General features: G+C 50.9%; 15 protein-coding genes and 1 riboswitch. Of the genes, 5 read left to right on the top strand and 10 right to left on the bottom strand.

Features of this window, described 5'->3' with window-relative positions; all coding sequences use genetic code 11:
* Positions 1–58: 58 nt before the first annotated feature.
* The 5 genes from MHI45_RS13990 to MHI45_RS14010 form a co-directional block, all read right to left on the bottom strand.
* A complete protein-coding gene (locus MHI45_RS13990; protein WP_076113330.1) occupies positions 59–3727 on the bottom strand; it encodes a response regulator in 3669 nt (1222 codons plus the stop codon).
* Entirely contained in the window at positions 3724–4890 is a 1167-nt protein-coding gene (locus MHI45_RS13995; RefSeq protein WP_038596593.1) for a SpoIIE family protein phosphatase, read from the bottom strand. The genes MHI45_RS13990 and MHI45_RS13995 overlap by 4 nt, the downstream gene beginning before the upstream one ends.
* Positions 4891–5111: 221 nt before the next feature.
* Positions 5112–5459 carry a general stress protein gene (locus tag MHI45_RS14000; protein WP_038596595.1) on the bottom strand — a complete coding sequence of 116 codons (348 nt, stop codon included), beginning with the start codon at positions 5457–5459 and terminating at the stop codon, positions 5112–5114.
* A gap of 91 nt (positions 5460–5550) precedes the next feature.
* On the bottom strand, positions 5551–6084 hold the full coding sequence (locus tag MHI45_RS14005; protein WP_076113329.1) for a hypothetical protein: 534 nt from the start codon (positions 6082–6084) through the stop codon (positions 5551–5553).
* Between the two features lie 36 nt (positions 6085–6120).
* Positions 6121–6627: a DUF948 domain-containing protein gene (locus MHI45_RS14010; RefSeq protein ID WP_076113328.1), complete on the bottom strand. Its 507-nt coding sequence runs from the start codon at positions 6625–6627 to the stop codon at positions 6121–6123.
* A 185-nt stretch (positions 6628–6812) separates the two neighbouring features.
* On the opposite strand from MHI45_RS14010, the gene MHI45_RS14015 reads away from it, so the two are divergent.
* Positions 6813–6980, top strand: a complete 168-nt coding sequence (locus tag MHI45_RS14015) for a DUF1328 domain-containing protein (protein ID WP_038596600.1) — start codon at positions 6813–6815, stop codon at positions 6978–6980.
* Between the two features lie 345 nt (positions 6981–7325).
* A complete protein-coding gene (locus MHI45_RS14020; protein WP_038596602.1) occupies positions 7326–7691 on the top strand; it encodes a hypothetical protein in 366 nt (121 codons plus the stop codon).
* Between the two features lie 273 nt (positions 7692–7964).
* Here MHI45_RS14020 and MHI45_RS14025 read toward each other — a convergent pair whose 3' ends face one another.
* Both MHI45_RS14025 and MHI45_RS14030 read right to left on the bottom strand, forming a co-directional pair.
* Positions 7965–9047 carry a C40 family peptidase gene (locus MHI45_RS14025; protein ID WP_076113327.1) on the bottom strand — a complete coding sequence of 361 codons (1083 nt, stop codon included), beginning with the start codon at positions 9045–9047 and terminating at the stop codon, positions 7965–7967.
* A gap of 212 nt (positions 9048–9259) precedes the next feature.
* Positions 9260–10129 carry a cation diffusion facilitator family transporter gene (locus tag MHI45_RS14030; RefSeq protein ID WP_076113326.1) on the bottom strand — a complete coding sequence of 290 codons (870 nt, stop codon included), beginning with the start codon at positions 10127–10129 and terminating at the stop codon, positions 9260–9262.
* 135 nt (positions 10130–10264) lie between these two features.
* Between MHI45_RS14030 and MHI45_RS14035 the strand changes: the two genes are divergently transcribed.
* Entirely contained in the window at positions 10265–10450 is a 186-nt protein-coding gene (locus tag MHI45_RS14035) for a hypothetical protein (RefSeq protein WP_038596607.1), read from the top strand.
* A 126-nt stretch (positions 10451–10576) separates the two neighbouring features.
* On the opposite strand, the gene MHI45_RS14040 is transcribed toward MHI45_RS14035, so the two are convergent.
* Both MHI45_RS14040 and MHI45_RS14045 read right to left on the bottom strand, forming a co-directional pair.
* Positions 10577–12202 (bottom strand): ABC-F family ATP-binding cassette domain-containing protein, encoded by a 1626-nt coding sequence (locus tag MHI45_RS14040; protein ID WP_076113325.1) that lies wholly within the window; start codon positions 12200–12202, stop codon positions 10577–10579.
* A gap of 201 nt (positions 12203–12403) precedes the next feature.
* Positions 12404–13399 carry an MBL fold metallo-hydrolase gene (locus MHI45_RS14045; RefSeq protein WP_076113324.1) on the bottom strand — a complete coding sequence of 332 codons (996 nt, stop codon included), beginning with the start codon at positions 13397–13399 and terminating at the stop codon, positions 12404–12406.
* Between the two features lie 304 nt (positions 13400–13703).
* Between MHI45_RS14045 and MHI45_RS14050 the strand changes: the two genes are divergently transcribed.
* Both MHI45_RS14050 and MHI45_RS14055 read left to right on the top strand, forming a co-directional pair.
* Entirely contained in the window at positions 13704–14837 is a 1134-nt protein-coding gene (locus MHI45_RS14050) for a virulence factor (RefSeq protein WP_341119159.1), read from the top strand.
* 97 nt (positions 14838–14934) lie between these two features.
* Positions 14935–15145, top strand: a riboswitch (Lysine riboswitch).
* Positions 15146–15302: 157 nt separating this feature from the next.
* Positions 15303–16793 carry an amino acid permease gene (locus MHI45_RS14055; protein ID WP_076113322.1) on the top strand — a complete coding sequence of 497 codons (1491 nt, stop codon included), beginning with the start codon at positions 15303–15305 and terminating at the stop codon, positions 16791–16793.
* Between the two features lie 104 nt (positions 16794–16897).
* Here the strand turns inward: MHI45_RS14055 and MHI45_RS14060 are convergent, their stop codons facing one another.
* Positions 16898–18040: a transglutaminase domain-containing protein gene (locus MHI45_RS14060; protein ID WP_076113321.1), complete on the bottom strand. Its 1143-nt coding sequence runs from the start codon at positions 18038–18040 to the stop codon at positions 16898–16900.
* Positions 18041–18181: the final 141 nt, after the last annotated feature.

Consider the following 18181-nt stretch of genomic DNA (forward strand, 5'->3'; position numbering starts at 1 on the left):
GCCGTATTTCCGGTCTGTTGTTTGTTGGTGCTGTAATGCTATTACCCCAAATTTACGCTTACGAATACAACCAAACGCGCATTAAAGAAAGTAGCTGATCGGTACCGATCGGTTTCTTCATATAATCCGAAGCTCCCGCTTCAATACACTTGGCCCGGTCTTCCTTCATTGCCTTGGCCGTAAGCGCGATTATTGGCAATTTATGATACTGCGGCATCTGGCGAATCCGGCGCATCGCCTCATACCCGTCCATTTCCGGCATCATCATATCCATGAGCACCAGATCAAAATCTTCCTGTTCGACCAGCATATCGAGTGCTTCCCGGCCATTCTCTGCGAACTTCACTTCCATGTGGTATTCTTCCAGTACGCTGGAGAGGGCAAATACGTTGCGGATATCATCATCCACGAGTAAAATCTTCTTTCCCTCAAACAGCTCTTCTTTATTGTGCAGCTTTTGCAGAATTTTACGCTTATCCTCCGGAAGATTGGCTTCCACCCGGTGGAGGAACAACGTAGTCTCATCCAGCAGTCTCTCCGGCGAGCGCACATCCTTGATAATGATCGACTCGGCATATTTCCGCAGCTGTGTCTCTTCCTTGCTGTCCAGGTCCTTGCCTGTGTAGATAATGATCGGCAGATCATTCAGTTCCTCATCATCGCGGATCTGATCAAGCAGTTCGAAGCCGTTCATATCGTCAAGCATCAGGTCGAGAACCATGCAGTCGTATTTCTGTTTACGCAGTTCACCGAGCGCTTCTTGTCCGGTTGAAACCGCCGTAATGGCGACATCATCATGGCCGATAAGCTCCATAATGGAACGGCGCTGAGTTTCATCATCCTCGACAATCAGCAGATGCTTCAGGGTACTGGCTGTGTAGCTCTCGATTTGTGAGAATGCCCGCTCCAGTGCCTGCCGGGTCGAAGGTTTTCTCAAGTAAGCCATCGCGCCCATCATTAGGCCCTGCTTCATCTCATCATTCACAGAGATAACGTGAACAGGAATATGCCGCGTTTGTGATGCGCCCTTAAGCTCTCTGAGTATCGCCCAGCCATCCATAACCGGCAGCTGGATGTCCAGAATAATCGCATCCGGCAGGTGGGATTTGGCCATTTGCAGCCCGATATCCCCCTGCAGCGCCACCAATCCCTTGAAGCCGCGTCCGCGGGCCATATCGAGCAATATTTTGGCAAAGCTCTCATCATCCTCAACAATAAGCAGAACCTTATCGTTTGCCGTCAAATTCTCACGGTCATCCTCCACCATCACTGGATTAAGCGGGGCAGGAATGACATCTCCGGATTTAGCAGGTTGTAGTTCCTCCACGTATTCTGCCAGCGTCGCCGCCTCTTGGGCCGCGGCCGCCTCAACTGCTCCTGGAAGCAGGCTGTAATTCCCTTGGACCGGCAGATACAGCGTAAACGTGCTACCTTGTCCCTCACGCGACTCCAGCCCGATGGCACCGCCCATCAACCGTGCTAACTCACGGCTGATCGACAATCCAAGACCGGTGCCGCCATATTTGCGGCTGGTCGTCCCATCCACTTGTTGGAACGCCTCAAATACGATATCTGTCTTGTCTGCAGGAATCCCGATACCGCTGTCTTTCACAGCTATGGAAATATACTCATACTCCGGCGGAAGGAAGGACGGTAATTGAGCAGGTACTGCACGGCTTACCTCAAATCCCACATAACCCTCGCTGGTAAATTTAAAGGCATTAGACAACAGATTGCGCAGAATTTGCTTCAGGCGATGACTGTCTATAAATAAACTGTCCGGCAGTGGCTCATTAAAGGAAAGACGCAGAGACAGCCCTTTCTTAAGGGCTTGAGGAGCAAAATTCTGTTTCACAAAGGTTTTGAGCTCCGTCAGCGGAACTTCTTCATAATTCAGCTCCATCTTACCTGCATCAACCTTGGAAAGATCAAGAATTTCATCAATCATCTTCAGGAGATCCGCACCGGACATATAGATCGTGTGCGCGAATTCAACCTGCTTTTCCGACAGGTTACCCTCTTTATTCTCGGTAAGCAGCTGTGAAAGGATAAGCAGACTGTTCAGCGGAGTCCGCAGCTCATGGGACATGTTGGCCAGGAACTCCGATTTGTATTTGCTCGTTACAGCAAGCTGCATCGCCTGCTTCTCCAACTGGACACGGGCGTGCTCAATCTCATCCTTTTTCTCTTCAACCTCCTGGACCTGATCCTCCAGCGCGCGGGTTTTGGATACCAGTTCACTATTGTAGTGCTCCAGTTCTCCCTGCTGCCGCTGCAGCAGCTCCTCCGAACGTTTAAGTGCATCGGTCTGCTCCTCCAGATTCTCGTTGGAGCGGCGAAGTTCTTCCTGCTGGGTCTGGAGCTCCTCCGACTGGCACTGCAGTTCTTCCGTGAGCGCCTGTGATTCGCGCAGCAGCTCCTCCACCACGAGTCTGCGGCTGATATTGTTCAGGATGACACCGAGATTATTCGTCAGTTGATGCAGCAATTCATTCTGCAGCGCGGTGAATGGCGTAAAGGAGGCAAATTCAACAACGCCAAGCAGTTCATCCTCAAACAACAACGGATAAATAGATATATGTTGAGGATGGGAATCGCCAAACCCTGAAGAAATGGAAATATAATCGTCCGGAGCCTCTGTCAGTTTGATCGGCTTCTTATCCAGGGCGCTTTGTCCGACAAGCCCTTGGCCGATTTCAAACCCTTCCTTCGGCTTGTCGCCACCTTCACCGGCATAATAGCCGCTTGCAGTGAGCAGATTAGGATTGTTGCTATCCTTCAAATAAACCGCGCCGTATTGGGCTCCCAGCACAGGAGTGAATTCGTTGATAAAGGTCTGCGACACCTGATCAAGTGAACTGACGCCGCGCAGCAGTTCTGTTACCTGTGCGATATTCGCATTCAGCCAGGCCTGATCGCTCTGAGCCTGCGCATAAGCTTTTTCCAGCTGCTGCTTTTGTTCGATGTCCTCCGCCATCTCCTGAAATACTCGGGCTACATCACCGATTTCATCCTTAGAGACTACCTTGAGCCTGCGGATCGCCCGCATCTTGCCGTTTCCGAAGCTCGTAATCATCATGGAAACGACATTAAGACCGCGCGTAATGCTTGGAATCACCCAAAGGACGACACCAAGTCCAAGCAGCAGCCCCACAATCATAATCAGCGTTACCATTTGAATGGATCTTTCATAAGCTTTCTGCGCGGTGGCATTTTCTTCGGTCATCTGATAGGCATTATAATCAGCGAGGGCATTCAGACTGTCCAGCACCTCGTTCTGGATGACCTGTCCGTCTGTATTGCGGTAAGTGTTGGCATTCTGAAAATAACCGGCTGTAAGCATCTCCAACGCTTTATTCTGATAGTTCAGGTAAGCGGAATTAGCTTTCTTAATCCGGCTCAAAAACTCCATTTCTTCCGCAGCACTCATCGAAGCTTCTATGGTCTTCAAATACCCTTCCGCCTTGATGACTTTGCCGTCTATCTCAGTTTTCTGGGCACCCACAGACAGCGTATCGGCATTCAGCATCGATGTGGTCAGGATCCGCGCCATATCATTGACTTCGCCCCGAAGTCCGGAAATCGCACGCCCCTTGCTGTATCTGTCCTGAAAGCCGTCTAGCTGGTTGCTCATATAATTAAGCCGATCGTATCCAATCAGCGTAAGTGCCAACATAATTGCCAGCATCGCGCTGAAGCCGATCAGCAGCTTGGCCTTTATCTTCATTCCTTATCCGTTCCTTTCTTCAGCGTGATCCACACCAGGCATTTGTCGTCATCACGTTCCTGGTCCGCTTCATCTGTGAAAAAAGCCTCCTGCATAACCTCTTCACGCCATTCGTGGTCCCCGTTCAGATTCCCGATCATAAAGTCCAGTTGCTCTTCCTGTTCACCCGGGGCCATTTCCAGCAGACCGTCAGTGTACATTACCAGATGCCCTTCCTCTTCGAAACTCAAACTCTGCGGCTGAATATCAATTCGGTCGAACAACCCGACCGGATGGCAGTTGCTCTCCAGCAGCACTGGTTTCTTGGCGTTGCCTTCAAAGAGCAGCGCCGGCGGATGTCCGGCATTTACATAGTCAATTCGCTTCATTCGCGTATCAATCACAAGATAAATCGCGGTAAAGTAATACTGGACCAGCTGTTTCTCGATATAGAGCTGGTTAAACCGCCGGTTCAGCTCTTGAATTACCTTCTCCGGCTCCACGTACGTAGTCACAGTATCCTTAAGCACAGAGGCCAGAAACATACAGAAAAGCGACGAGGAGATCCCGTGTCCCATCATATCCAGCAGGATCACAGCATACCTGCCGTCTCCCAGCGGATACCAGGCATACAGGTCACCGGCCAGTTCAGCGGAAGGCTGATAGATGGCATGCGCCTCCAAAACCTCATCCGTAATTGGCAAACTGAGTACAGCATTCTGCACAAGTGCTGCAAGCTTCAATTCATCCTGCATCCGCTGATCCCGCTCTTTATGCCAATCCTTCTCCCGCTTGAGGCGGAGCGCCAGCCGGATACGCGCCATAAGTTCAACCTTGTTAATCGGTTTCGTAACATAATCCACAGCTCCGGCATCCAGTGCCTCCGCCAATTTCTTGGAATCCCCCACAGCGGTAACCATAATAATCGGAATATCCCTTAGATGCTCATATTGTTGAACCACACGGCAAGCCTCGATTCCATCCATCTCTGGCATCATCATATCCAGCAGAATTAAATCGATATCCGACTGCTGCGGTCCTTTCTTTTCGCCTCCAATGCCAAGCAGTTTCAGCATTTCTTTGGCGGATGATGCTGTTATGAAATTTCGATAGTCTTCTTTTTTCAGGATTTCACGGATAATGATTACGTTAGTCGGGTTGTCATCTACGATTAAAATTCTCAAGCATCTTCACCTCGCACGATTAGTATTAGAGCCGTACAAATCCCTTACATCTATAATTCTATCATACGATATTTGAACGCCGTCTTTCCAATTATCAACAACCTACCAGGAGAGTAATATATTGTATCAGCATTCAACAAAGTAACCTCCAGCCCCACTAATTATAGTGGAGCTGGAGGTTACGCTATCGGGCTATAGGTTCTCATACAACAAACCGGCGTTTATTGCGGGTTTCTTTTAGCGATGACGAGAACCTTGCCTGAATCAAGCTCTTTCTCGTAGAAGCCAGCTTCTGCGCTGCTAAAACCCAGCGAAGTAATTTTGAAACGGAGCGCATCCCCCCGCGAACGGAAAAGATTGGCGATCGCGCCAAATAACCCTTCTTCACTGAGACTTACCTCATTAGTATCTGCAGCATCAACGATACGGCCCTCACGGTCCTGATCGTGGCTAATGACATAAATGTCATCTCTGGAATAGCCGCTGCTGCGCAGCCGATTCACTTCTTCGATCGCCTGAACACCATTTTCCAGCAGCTTGGCATACGCCTGTGTACCGATTGAATCCATGAAATCACGCTCCTATGGTTAGATTAATGAGGATAATGCCTGATAAGACAACTGTTCCTTCATTAACCTTAATAACGGACCGTGAAACAGGTCAGGAGGAATTTCCATCAAATAAATCAATACCCTCCCATTCCCCTGTCTGCGGATTGCGGTAAATCTTCAGCGCAGCGCTTCCTCTTAAATAGACATCGCCGTCTTCAGCTACAAAATCAGGGGTTCCCAGCAGCTCTTGAAAATTGTTTCGCGCCGGATCCAGTTTTTCTTCATTCAGCTGCAACCCGTATTGCCCGGCCTGTGCCGGCGTTACGTGAACATACAGCACGGCCCCTTCACAAACTCCTGCCGACATATCGGCGTATTGATACTCCAGGCATTCCTGCCAGGGATCAGGAGCAATACTAAGCGGCGAACCTTTAGCCAGCAGCAGTTCTTCCTCCGACATATAAAGGGATGCCCCCGCCAAAGAATTAAAGCTGCTGATATAAGGGCTTACCCCCATACTGCGTTCAATGGCCAGCACCACTGGCGGCTGCATGTAAAAAAGGGCGGCAGGAACATGTTCCTTCTGCGGAGACGGTGTTAAATATGGAGAGAGAAGACTTAGCAAAAGAATGACAATGTTCATGAAATCATCCCGCCTTTCTCACTGCCGCCTACTTAGTTAATGTCGAAATTTTTGCCATATAGCAGCTGCAGCGTCTACGCCTTTAAGCGCCATTCCTATTTTCCCCGGACCTTTTTTGGCATATGCGGCATCATAGGATTTTACTGTACGTTCTTCGGCAGGTGTCAGCGGAGCATCTTCTACAGAGACGGCTTTGGCTTTCTCCTTAAGCTCGCGTGATTTCCGGTACTTCTCAATCACAGTCACGGATACCTGCTTCACGGTAAGCGTCAATTCGTTCATTACATCGCCAAGATTTTTCACTGAATCCATAATAGGATCGATCTTTTGAATCTTGCCCTGGACGTCGGCCGTAATATCATTGGCATGTCTGACGGTTGTTTTCACTTCATAAGTAAGCTCATCTACCGTCTTTTGGACCTCCTGCAGAGTCTGGCTGACCTTGTCGAGGGATTCTTTCGCTGATTTTAAGGTTTTAATTAAAAAGAAAACGAGTACGGTGAATGCAATCGCAACAAGTGCAACGCTAAGTTCAATGATCATTACGAAAACCCCTTCCAAATCATAAATGTCGGCTTGCTCTGCCTTGATACTGCATAGTTACCCTTACTTACTTTGGCCGAAACAGCTTGTCAAGCGACTTAAAGACTACCTCTCCTATTTTGTTTCAAAGGGGAGAGACCCGTTTAAACAATGACTACATCACCATACAGAAAGGATGACATCACATGTTGAAATGGTCAGTAATTCTGCTGGTAATTGCATTGATTGCCGGTGTATTCGGTTTCTTTAATATCGTAGGGGCGGCAGTAGGAATCGCTAAAGTATTGTTCTTTATCTTCCTCGTGCTGTTCATAGTTTCGCTCTTTACAGGACGCAGAGGAAGATCATTGTAACTGTAAAAGAACATTAAAAACCACATCACATTACAGGTGCTAAAGGACCCGGACTCCGAAAAGGAGTTCGGGTCTGATTTATGTATAGCGGTTGCCGCTGTATGATTATGCCAGAGATTCCTCCCTCCCTTTTTCCTCCATACATCATATTCACCATGCAGAAAGTATAGGCCTTTCCACACGGATTGTCACCCGTAAGTCGCCTTCATTCCTCTGTTCACGATAGTTTTCATAAAAAATAAAGGGGTTGGTTCATTGTATCCACTTTTTGTTTACATGCTTATTAACACATCGCAAACATGGTAAATATACGCAAAACCAAAACCAACTCTGGGAGGAATCACAATGAAAAAATTAGCCAGCTTAACAGTAGCAATGGGTCTTATGGCTTCCATAGCCGCAACGGCTTCAGCTGCAGAAGTAACCAACACAACAACTGTAACGGAAACGACTTACAGCCCCCGGTTTGAGACAGTAATCACACAATCAGACCTTAGACCAGCAACTCCTCAGATTATTTTGACAAAAGCAACACCTTTCTACGCTTCCATGAACAGCCCCGTTGCCACGGGTTTTCTCGGCGCTCAAACCCTTGACACTACAGGAAATATCCTGGTTGACTCAAACGGCAATGAATGGAGAGAGATATACACCTGGTTGGGCATGCGCTGGATTAAGGTTCCCGCCTCCGCTTATGTAATCACTCCATAAATCAGTTTTACGAGCAGCGCCCCGCTCCCAAACTCATACATAGCCATGCGGGGACTTGCCTTTTTAGTATAGATACGCCCATACGAGGGTGTATAGTAAAACAGCCTGCGGACATCCAAAAGTCCTGACAGGCTTTTTTTCTTGCATGCCCTAAACACAGGAAAGGCTATCCCTCAGCAGAAAATTCTACTGATGGGATAGCCCCACAAAACATCCGCCCTAGTTCACCCGTCACAAACTTGCGATGCTGTCGCTTCCTGTATACATTTATATTTAGCGGATGACCGAACCTCCGTAAAGGAAACGGTTCACCCAAGAAGCGCTTAATTTATCTACCCGTACCCCGCCTGAAGATACGGAATACGTTTGCAGCATTTGTCCGTCACCCAGATACATGGCTACATGTGAAATTCTTGCCGCAGATTTGTCGATGCCTGCATAAGCAGAAGCTGAATTTCCTTTATAATCCATGAAGAACATCAGATCCCCGCGTTTCAGGCCTGAAATATCTGTGACAGTGTTGCTGTTCTGCTGTACCCAGGCTCCCTGTTGACGTGAATCAGCAGGCAGTTTCAAATTAGCTGCATCTATGAAGATCTGCCGGATAAAGTCGGAGCAATCGAAAGTGCTCGTGTTGCTTCTGCTTGATCCGAACTCATAAGGAGTTCCAAGATAACCCATGCCCGCGGCAATGACCCGTTCAATCACTGCTGATTGTGACGGAGCCGTTGGATCTGGCGCTGGCGCTGGTGTTGGATTCGGTGCTGGTGTCGGCACTGGTGTTGGTGCTGGAGTAGACGTTTCGCCACCTACCGAGATATATTGGTCTGCAGCACTTGTATAGCCTACAGTTCCGTCTGCAGCTTTTACTTTGTACCAGTAACTGTTCGTTTGTTCCAGAATAGCTACTTGATCGCCTCTATTTAAATACCCCAGTACTTTTCCGCTTGTAGAAGGCAGTTCCCGAAGACGGACCGAAGCTTGTATAACCCCTGTCTGTCCGGAAGATGTATTTCCAGATCCCGAACCCACTCGAATATACTGCTCTCCCGCGCTGGTATAACCAACGGTTCCATCCGAAGTTCTGACTTTGTACCAATAGCTGTTCGTTTGTTCCACAATTGTTACCTGTTCACCTTCGTTTAAATAACGAAGCACACTACCGCTTGTGGAAGCGCTCGTGCGCAGACGAACTGAAGATTGTATAGTACCGGTTAATCCAGATGTTGCTGTCACTGCGAAATCTGAAGAAACCGAAGCTGCTTGCACCTTTTGCGGGCTGAAAACTCCCAATGATACTGCAAGTGATGCTGAGACCAGTAACGTTGCTGCAATCTGCTTATGTGATGTGATCATAGCGTTCCCCCGCTTAGCAAAATGAGAAAATCAACAACGGCGCGCGCTACGTTTGTTGCTTTCTGCCCTCATTATAGGCTTAGCCGGGAATTGGAACATGCTCCAAATTTCACAAAAAAGCTTGCCACTTTATGGTAAGTACCAGGTCTATAGTCTTGAATTCTCCTTGGATTTGGTGGAAATTACAGATAACTAGAAGAAATTAAGAATTTTTAACCTTTAGGTTCTACATGGACCTGCACATTCATTATATTATGCAATTTGCTCATTCTATCTTCAATGGAATCGCTGATCTCATGACCTTCCAATACGGTAATTTCGGCATCCACTTCCACGACAACATCCACCAGCACATGATTTCCATGAACACGGGCCTTGAGGTCCTTGATCCCTTCCACACCCGGCGTCCGGGCAATCGTGCTGCGCAAATCCAGCAGCTTATCTTCATCAAAGCCGTCAGTCAACCGGTATGTCGAATCACGAAAAATATCCCAAGCTGTCTTGGAAATCAGCAGACCGACAGCAACCGCAGCAGCGGAGTCGATCCACGGCAGTCCGAACTGTGCGCCAACGATCCCAACAGCAGCACCGATACTCACCATTGCATCGGAAAAATTGTCCTTAGCCGCAGCCATGAGTGCACTGTTGTTAATCTGCTTCGCCAGCCGCTTGTTATAGATATAGACCCCCATCATGGCAACCGCACACAGTACCGCCACACCTGCTGACCAAAGCTGCGGCACCTCCTTGGCTCCTTCGAATAAAGACCGGACCGCTTCTACAATAACCTGAATTCCGACCATAGCCATAATAAAGGATGCCAGCAATGCAGCTACGGTCTCGGCGCGGAAATGCCCGTACGTATGATCCGAGTCAGGCGGCTTCCGCGAGATGCGCAGCCCGATTAGTACCGCAAGTGAAGCGACAATGTCCGTCAGATTATTGAATCCGTCTGCAAGCAGCGCGCTGGAAGCGAACAAGTACCCGCTGACCAGCTTTAAGGCGGACAGAATAAGATAAGCAATAATGCTGATCAAGGCCCCCCGTTCACCTTTGCGTATATCTTCATAAATATCGGCCAATTCCTGTCCCCCCTATACCCGGTTTCTTTACTGCCCCTCCGGTAAATCATGCTTTGATTTATTCTTGCCCTTGTGACTGCATTTAAAAACAATTAGAATAAAGTAAAGGACTTGCTTTATAAGGGGGTTAACATAATGAGCGAAAGTAATGATAAACCAAAGATCAACCTGGCTGATGCCATCCGCCAGAAGCTGGAACAGAAGAAACAGCAGTCATCCGCTAAACCGGGTTCTTCCTTTCAAGCCGGTTCAGCGAAGCCGCTAAAGAGTCAAAATAACAAGAAGCCAAACAATCAGCGCCGCCGCACAGGTGGTTCTTAGGAATTCTGGCATGTGCAAGTCGCATTTCACACTATATTTGAACATAAACGGCTGCGTTATCCCTCATAAGGGGTAACGCAGCCGTTTTGCTATGAACGAATTACTGTTCATTCTTTCAGTTATCTCTTAAGCTTCCACAGGATACATGCGCTGGCGCATTTCCTTAATTTCCGGGTTCTCCAGATATTCATCATAGCTCATCGAGCGGTCGATAACTCCGGTAGGGGTAATCTCGATGATGCGGTTGGCAATCGTCTGGATGAACTGATGGTCATGCGAAGTGAACAAAATGGTTCCGTCGAAATCAATCAGCCCGTTATTCAGTGCCGTGATAGACTCCAGATCCAAGTGGTTGGTAGGCTCATCAAACACTAACACATTCGCACCGTTCAGCATCATTTTGGCCAGCATACAGCGGACCTTCTCGCCTCCGGACAGGACGCTTGCTTTCTTCAGCGCTTCTTCACCGGCAAACAGCATCCGGCCGAGGAATCCGCGGAGGAAGGTTTCATCCTGATCCTTGGAATATTGGCGCAGCCATTCTACCAGGTTCATGTTTACCCCGTCGAAATAGCTGGAGTTGTCTTTCGGGAAATAGGCCTGGGTTGTTGTTACTCCCCATGCATATTCACCGGCATCCGCTTCCTTCTCACCCATGATGACATCAAACAGCAGTGATTTAGGCTGTGAATATGGACCTACAAAAGCGATCTTATCCCCTTTGTTCACCACAAAGCTGATTTCATCGAGCAGCTTCTCGCCTTCAACGGATTTGCTCAGCCCGCTGATGGTAAGCAGCTGCTTGCCTGCTTCACGTTCCGGCTTGAAGTTGAGGAACGGATATTTCCGGTTGGAGGGACGTATGTCGTCCAAAGTAATTTTCTCCAGCTGCTTCTTACGCGAAGTCGCTTGTTTGGACTTGGAGGCATTGGCCGAGAAACGCTGGATAAATGCCTGCAGCTCCTTCATCTTGTCTTCCTTCTTCTTGTTCGAGTCGCGCTGCAGGGCCTGGGCCAATTGGCTGGACTCATACCAGAAGTCGTAGTTGCCGACATACATTTGAATTTTGCCAAAGTCGATGTCCGCAATATGTGTACATACCTTGTTCAGGAAGTGACGGTCATGGGATACGACGATGACGGTGCCTTCGTAATCCATGAGGAAGTTCTCCAGCCAGCCGATGGACTCAAGATCCAAGTGGTTGGTAGGCTCATCGAGCAGCAGGTTATTCGGGCGTCCGAACAGGGCTTGTGCAAGCAATACCCGTACCTTCTCATTGCCGCTGAGTTCGGCCATTTTCTTGTCATGCAGTTCACGCATAATGCCCAGACCGATCAGCATGGCCGCCGCATCCGGCTCGGCATCCCAGCCGTTCAGCTCGGCAAATTCGCCTTCAAGCTCACCGGCGCGCAGTCCGTCAGCCTCTGTGAAATCACTTTTGGCGTACAGCGCATCCTTCTCCTTCATGATCTCATAAAGACGGGTATGCCCCATAATTACCGTTTCCAGCACCAAAAATTCATCGTACTCGAAATGGTTCTGCTTCAGTATCGCCAGTCGTTCACCGGGGGTGATATGCACGTCCCCGATATTTGCTTCAATTTCACCGGACAAAATTTTCAGGAACGTCGATTTGCCGGCCCCGTTCGCTCCGATCAAACCGTAGCAGTTACCGGGTGTGAATTTTATGTTTACATCCTCAAATAGTGCGCGTTTTCCGTAGCGGAGTGTTACGCCGCTTGTGCTAATCATTAAGCATTACCATCCTTTTCACTTAGGGTTTCGGCTCATTATAGCATAAAATCAAGCAAAAGAGGCCCAAGAAGGAACTGCTTTGCCGTCTTTTTAGAGCAAACTGGCCGTTTCCGGGCAAAATACAGAGATCCGTATAGCGTCCAACATCAAATAGGCCGAATTGCGGGAAAATCCGCGCTCGCCGCTTGCCCGGCCGGGCTATTGGCGGGAATCACGCTCTTCGGGATGCACCACCAATGTTTCACCGTAACCCAATGTGCGGATACGCTCTGCACGGATTCCTTGAGCCTCGCGGGCCAGCTCCATCCGGTCCAGCGCTTCCCGCGCCGTATCGTCAGCCAGCCGGAAGGTGCCGAAATGCATCGGGATCATCAATTCTGCTCCTACATCTATAAAGGCCTGAACCGCCTCTTCGGGATTCACATGCTGTGAATTCATAAACCACTCCGGCTCGTAGGCCCCGATCGGCATCAGGGCGACATGGAGCTTAAACCGGCTGCCTATCTCCTTAAAGCCCGGAAAGAAGCCGCTGTCCCCGGCAAAATATAGATTCGGCGGAAGCTTCGGCTTTGCTCCGTCCCCCTCCCCTTTCGGGTGTTTGCCGGGGTCGGCAGGCTCCAGCACATAGCCGCCCCAATGAGACGAATTCGTATCGAAGGGCGTCCGCCGGGTCCAGTGCTGGGTCGGTACGAATGTAAGTTTAACCGCCCCCAGCGTGAGCTCCTCCCACCACTGCATTTCCAGGCAGTTGGCGAAACCTTTGCGCAGCATCTTCCGCTTCAGGCCCACAGGTACTACGAGCGTTGTACCTGCCCGGTATAATTTGCGGATGGAGGCAATATGGAGGTGGTCGTAGTGAGAGTGGGAGATCAGAATCAGATCAACCGGCGGAACCTCACCCAGCGGGATGCCCGGCTGGCCGATCCGTTTCTCAAAGCCGAGCCGCCGCGCCCATATCGGGTCGGTAATAATGTTCATCCCTTCATATTGCAGAAAAAAAGTCGAGTGCCCGATCCAGGTAATCGTGGTCTCCAGCCGGTTCCCGGCCAGATAAGATACCTGCGGCGGATGGTTTGGCACTTTATAGGTATAATCCTTCTTCTTGCGGCGGCGCTCCTCGCGCCACTGGCGGAATTCCTTAAGCGTTTTGTCTGTACTGACATTATCGACGTTATTGTATCGGATTTTAGCCATTCCAGCACCTCTCCTTAAAAGGCTTGCCGGAAGAACTACAGGGCAAGCTCAATAGCTTTACTATATGATTCCGCATAGTCATTTGCAAAATTCCAAAGGCAAAGTAGGGCTGCAGTCACCTTGAATGCAGCGATGAACCTCTGCGTGTCCGGCCAGACGCCCTTACATTTAGTACAAATTTTACCCACTTCCGCCTGGACTTAAGCGGCTGCCCCGGTAACCCTTTTGGATTTGAGGCATGAAATGATGTAAAATGCGGGTAAAGAACACGGCACGAATGCCGTTCAAGGGGGAAGCCTAACGTATGAAGATCACATTTATTGAACCGACTCCAAGTCCAAATACGATGAAGCTTCATCTGGATGAAAGCCTGGAGCCCGGAATACGCCGGACCTATACACCGGAAAGCCAGCGCACCGCGCCCTCCTGGGCACGGGATATGCTGAGCATTCCAGGCGTCACCAGCATTTATCATGCTGCCGATTTCGCCGCGCTTGAACGCAAAGGCAGCGCCGATTGGGCGGCCATCCTCCGCGAGGTGCAGAGCCGTTTCGGCACTGACGGCCTAAGCGCGGATTTCGACCTCGCCGATGAGAATGCAGGTGCCCATTTCGGAGAATCACAGGTATTCGTGCAGATGTTCCGCGGCATCCCGATTCAGATCCGCGTCAAGACGGGCGCGAGTGAGGAGCGCATTGCCCTTGCCGCCCGTTTCACGCAGGCGGTAACGGATGTGGCCAGCGCCGTGATGATCAAGGAGCGCAAGCTCACCGATTACGGCGTGCGTTACGGCGAGCCGGCCGACATTGCGCGCGAGGTGGAGCAGGAGCTGGAAGCGGCGTATCCGCAGGAACGCCTCGACTCGCTCGTGCAGCAGGCCATCGCGCACGGGACCGCCGGCGAGTTCATCGAGCAGCGGCAGAAGAAGGATCAGGCCGAGCTGCTGCGAGACCTGAAGCATGAGGATTGGCGCGTGCGCTACGCCGCGCTGGAGGACCTTCTGCCTACGGCAGAGCTCCTGCCGGAGCTGCGCACGGCGCTGCACGACCCCAAGCTGCAGCTCCGCAGGCTTGCGGTCGTGTACCTGGGCGACCTTCGCACGCCCGAGGCGATGGAGCTGCTGTACGAGGCGATGAGAGACAGCGCCCCGGCGGTGCGGCGCACGGCCGGCGATACGCTCTCCGACATCGGCGATCCGGCAGCGACGCCGGTGATGACGGCGTCGCTGACAGATGCCAGCAAGCTTGTCCGCTGGCGGGCTGCACGTTTCCTCTACGAGGTCGGCACAGCTGAAGCCGAAGAGGCACTGAAGGCAGCAGCGGACGATCCGGAGTTCGAGGTGGGCCTCCAGGCCAGAATGGCGCTGGAACGCATCTCCTCCGGTGAAGAAGCTGCCGGAACCGTCTGGCAGCAGATGTCGGAGCGCCGCCGCAACTGACGCCAACATCCCTATATTTGTCATTGCTTGCGATGCCAAGTTGCATTATACTAATTCCTGTTGTGTTCATAGTATAAAGATAGCCTCATCATACCTAAGATGAGGTAGAGGTCGCGAATATTAAGAGTACGCGCGTGGAGACGTTAAAGAGCCGTCTGTGAAACGCCGCCGAAAGGAATATCCGCCGAAGTCTCTGCAGCCGCTCTTGTCAGCTGCAAGACTGGGGCCGTCGCCGAAAGGCACGGAACTGTCACAGTGCACCGCCGGTCAGAAACCGCGGGCCGCCACTGTGTTGCGCTATCTTAACAGGGAGTATGATGCGGAGCTGTAATACAGGAAACCGCAGAATCCGTCTGCGGTTTTTTTTGCGCTTTCAGGATGCCCCTTCCTTATAAAGGGAAGGCGGCGACTCAGCACTCCCTATTCATGAACAGAAACATGATCATCTGAAGGAGTGTCCTATTCATGCAAGCTAAGCGAGATAAGCAGCAGACTGCGGGTCACGGCAGCTCCACTGCCCCCACGGCACTGCGCAAAACATTCAAGGCAAGGCATTTAACAATGATCGCCTTAGGCGGCTCAATCGGTACAGGTCTGTTCCTGGCCAGCGGCGGTGCCATCGCCTCATCCGGCCCGGGCGGAGCGCTTCTGGCCTATACAGCGGTTGGTATTATGGTTTATTTCCTAATGACCAGCCTTGGAGAGCTGGCCACCTATCTGCCGGATTCCGGTTCTTTCAGCACCTACGGCACCCGGTTCGTCAGCCCTGCCTTCGGCTTCGCCATTGGCTGGAATTTCTGGTATAACTGGGCGGTTACGATTGCCGCCGAGCTGTCTGCAGCAACCGTCATCATTAAATACTGGTTCCCCGAGAGTTCCTCGATGCTCTGGAGTCTCCTGTTCCTGCTGCTGATGTTCGGCCTGAACTTCCTTTCTTCGCGGGGCTACGGCGAATCAGAATATTGGTTTGCGATTATCAAGATCATCACGGTCATTGTCTTCCTGGGGGTCGGTGTACTCATGATCTTCGGCATCATGGGCGGTGAAGCCGTAGGCTTCAGCAACTTCCAGCTCGGAGGCAGCTCGTTCCACGGCGGCTTCTTCGCCTTTGTCGGTGTGTTTATGGCCGCTGGATTCTCCTTCCAGGGCACGGAGCTGGTCGGTGTTGCCGCGGGAGAGAGCGAGAATCCGCGCCGCAATGTTCCACTCGCCATCCGTCAGGTATTCTGGCGCATTCTGATTTTCTACATCTTCGCCATTCTCGTGATCGGCCTGCTGATTCCTTACACGAATCCCGATCTGCTGCGTGGCGGCATTGATGATATCGGTGTCAGCCCCTTCACTATCGTCTTCAATAAAGCAGGGCTGGCCATTGCCGCTTCCGTCATGAACGCTGTCATCTTGAGCTCCGTGTTGTCTGCCGGAAACTCCGGGATGTACGCCTCCACCCGCGTCCTGTACGCTATGGCCAAGGATGGCATGGCTCCGCGCGCCCTCGGCAAGCTGAACCGCCGCGGCGTGCCTGTAGGTGCCCTTCTCGTAACCACCGCCGTCGGTATGCTGGCTTTCCTCGCCTCATTCTTCGGCGACGGCGCTGTGTACAACTGGCTGCTTAACGCCTCGGGGATGTGCGGATTTATCAACTGGCTGGGGATTGCCGTCTGCCACTACCGCTTCCGCCGCGCCTTTGTGAAGCAGGGACATTCACTCGATGAGCTGCCTTACCGGGCCAGATGGTTCCCGTTCGGCCCGCTGTTTGCCTTCGCGTTATGTCTGATTGCCGTATTCGGACAGAATATGGGCGCCTTCACAGGCGATTCGATCGACTGGTACGGTATTCTGGTCTCTTATATCAGCCTGCCACTATTCCTCTTGATTTGGCTGGGCTATGGCTGGTTCAGAAAGAGCAGCCTCATCCCTCTCGACAAATGCGATCTCAGCACACACGCAGAGTAGAATCCTTTCTCGATTTATGCGGATTCTACCTGTTACCGCCTATTCACGCAACAAAGGGATGCCTCTTTCGCCAAATGGCGAGGGGCATCCCTTTTCTGTAATTATTATTCCCAAGTCACATATACCTTCAGATCCCCCGTGTTGTCGAAGGGTGAGCTGTTGTACGAAAGATGGTCCATTTCAAGCGCATACAGCTCCTGAAGATCAGCCTTCAGCGATTTCTCGCTGCCGTCGTAGCGGAACAACAAGGACGCCTGGCCGGAGGCAATGGCCTGTTTGGCAAGCAGCATTAGCTCTGAGCCGGAGCTGACAATCAAATCCTCCTGATACAGACTGTAGTCAAGCTTCCGCTCAAGCTCCTGATATACAGCCACGTTTGGGCCCCCGCGGCTGATCAGCTCAGACAACGTTTGAGCATAGCCGACAGATGAAGCAGGGTATGACTTGGTCCACTTGTGGTCAAGGCGCATCTGAGCATCGGTTCTCATATAGTAAGCCGTGCTGAGAGCGCCTTCCTTATTTGGCGTCGGATCATCCCAGGTGGTATCCAGGTGGTACCAGCGCCCTTCCAGCTGCACCAGATTCCAGGCATGCGACTGGGCAGCTCTCCCTTCCGCCTTCGCCGTTCCTTCAACGATTTTATTGGGTATCCCCGCGCCCAGCAATAGTTTATACGTCAGGAGCGAATACCCCTGGCATACCGCACTGCCGCTCTGAAGTCCTTCATATGCGGTGTATTTGCTGTAGGAGTTATCATACTTCAGATGCAGCACGACCCAATCATGAATAGCCTTTATCTTCTGGTGATTATTCATTCCCGGCAGTATGATCTGCTTCAAGATCTCTTTTACCTGTTTATTTACAAAAGCTGTCTGCTGCAGCGTCTCGCGGTATTCCACCTGTACCGTCACATTAGCCGAGCTGCTGCTCCCCCGGTAGGAAAATGCGTAACTGTCAATGGTGTAGTATAGATAAGGGTCGCTGCCCATCGCCTGATCTATCGCACTTTGTACCTGGGCCTTCAACTTGGATGTCTTCCCCTGATAAGCAAAGGTTATGGTCTCTCTGCGGTTATTCATCGCAGCGGTCAGCTTCTGCGTCATTTCAGTTACCGAGCGCAGCGATGCTGAATCAGCGGCAGCATAAGCCTGCCCCCAGCTCCAATAGAGACCAGGCGGCAACGCAGCAAAAACCAGCATTCCTCCAAGAATAGCCTTCATCAACGGCAGTTGTTTCTTCTTTCCCATATCGCTTCTGTGCCCCCTGCTGTAAGTAATAGCCCACTTATTGGTTTATACTTTTATAGTAGATGCTGAACATTTACTCCGCACAACCTTAAACCCCACGTTAGCTTAATTTATTCCGCCAAAAAGCTTCATATTCACTAT

The sequence above is a fragment of the Paenibacillus sp. FSL H3-0321 genome, assembly GCF_038002865.1.
Lineage (GTDB): Bacteria > Bacillota > Bacilli > Paenibacillales > Paenibacillaceae > Paenibacillus_AQ.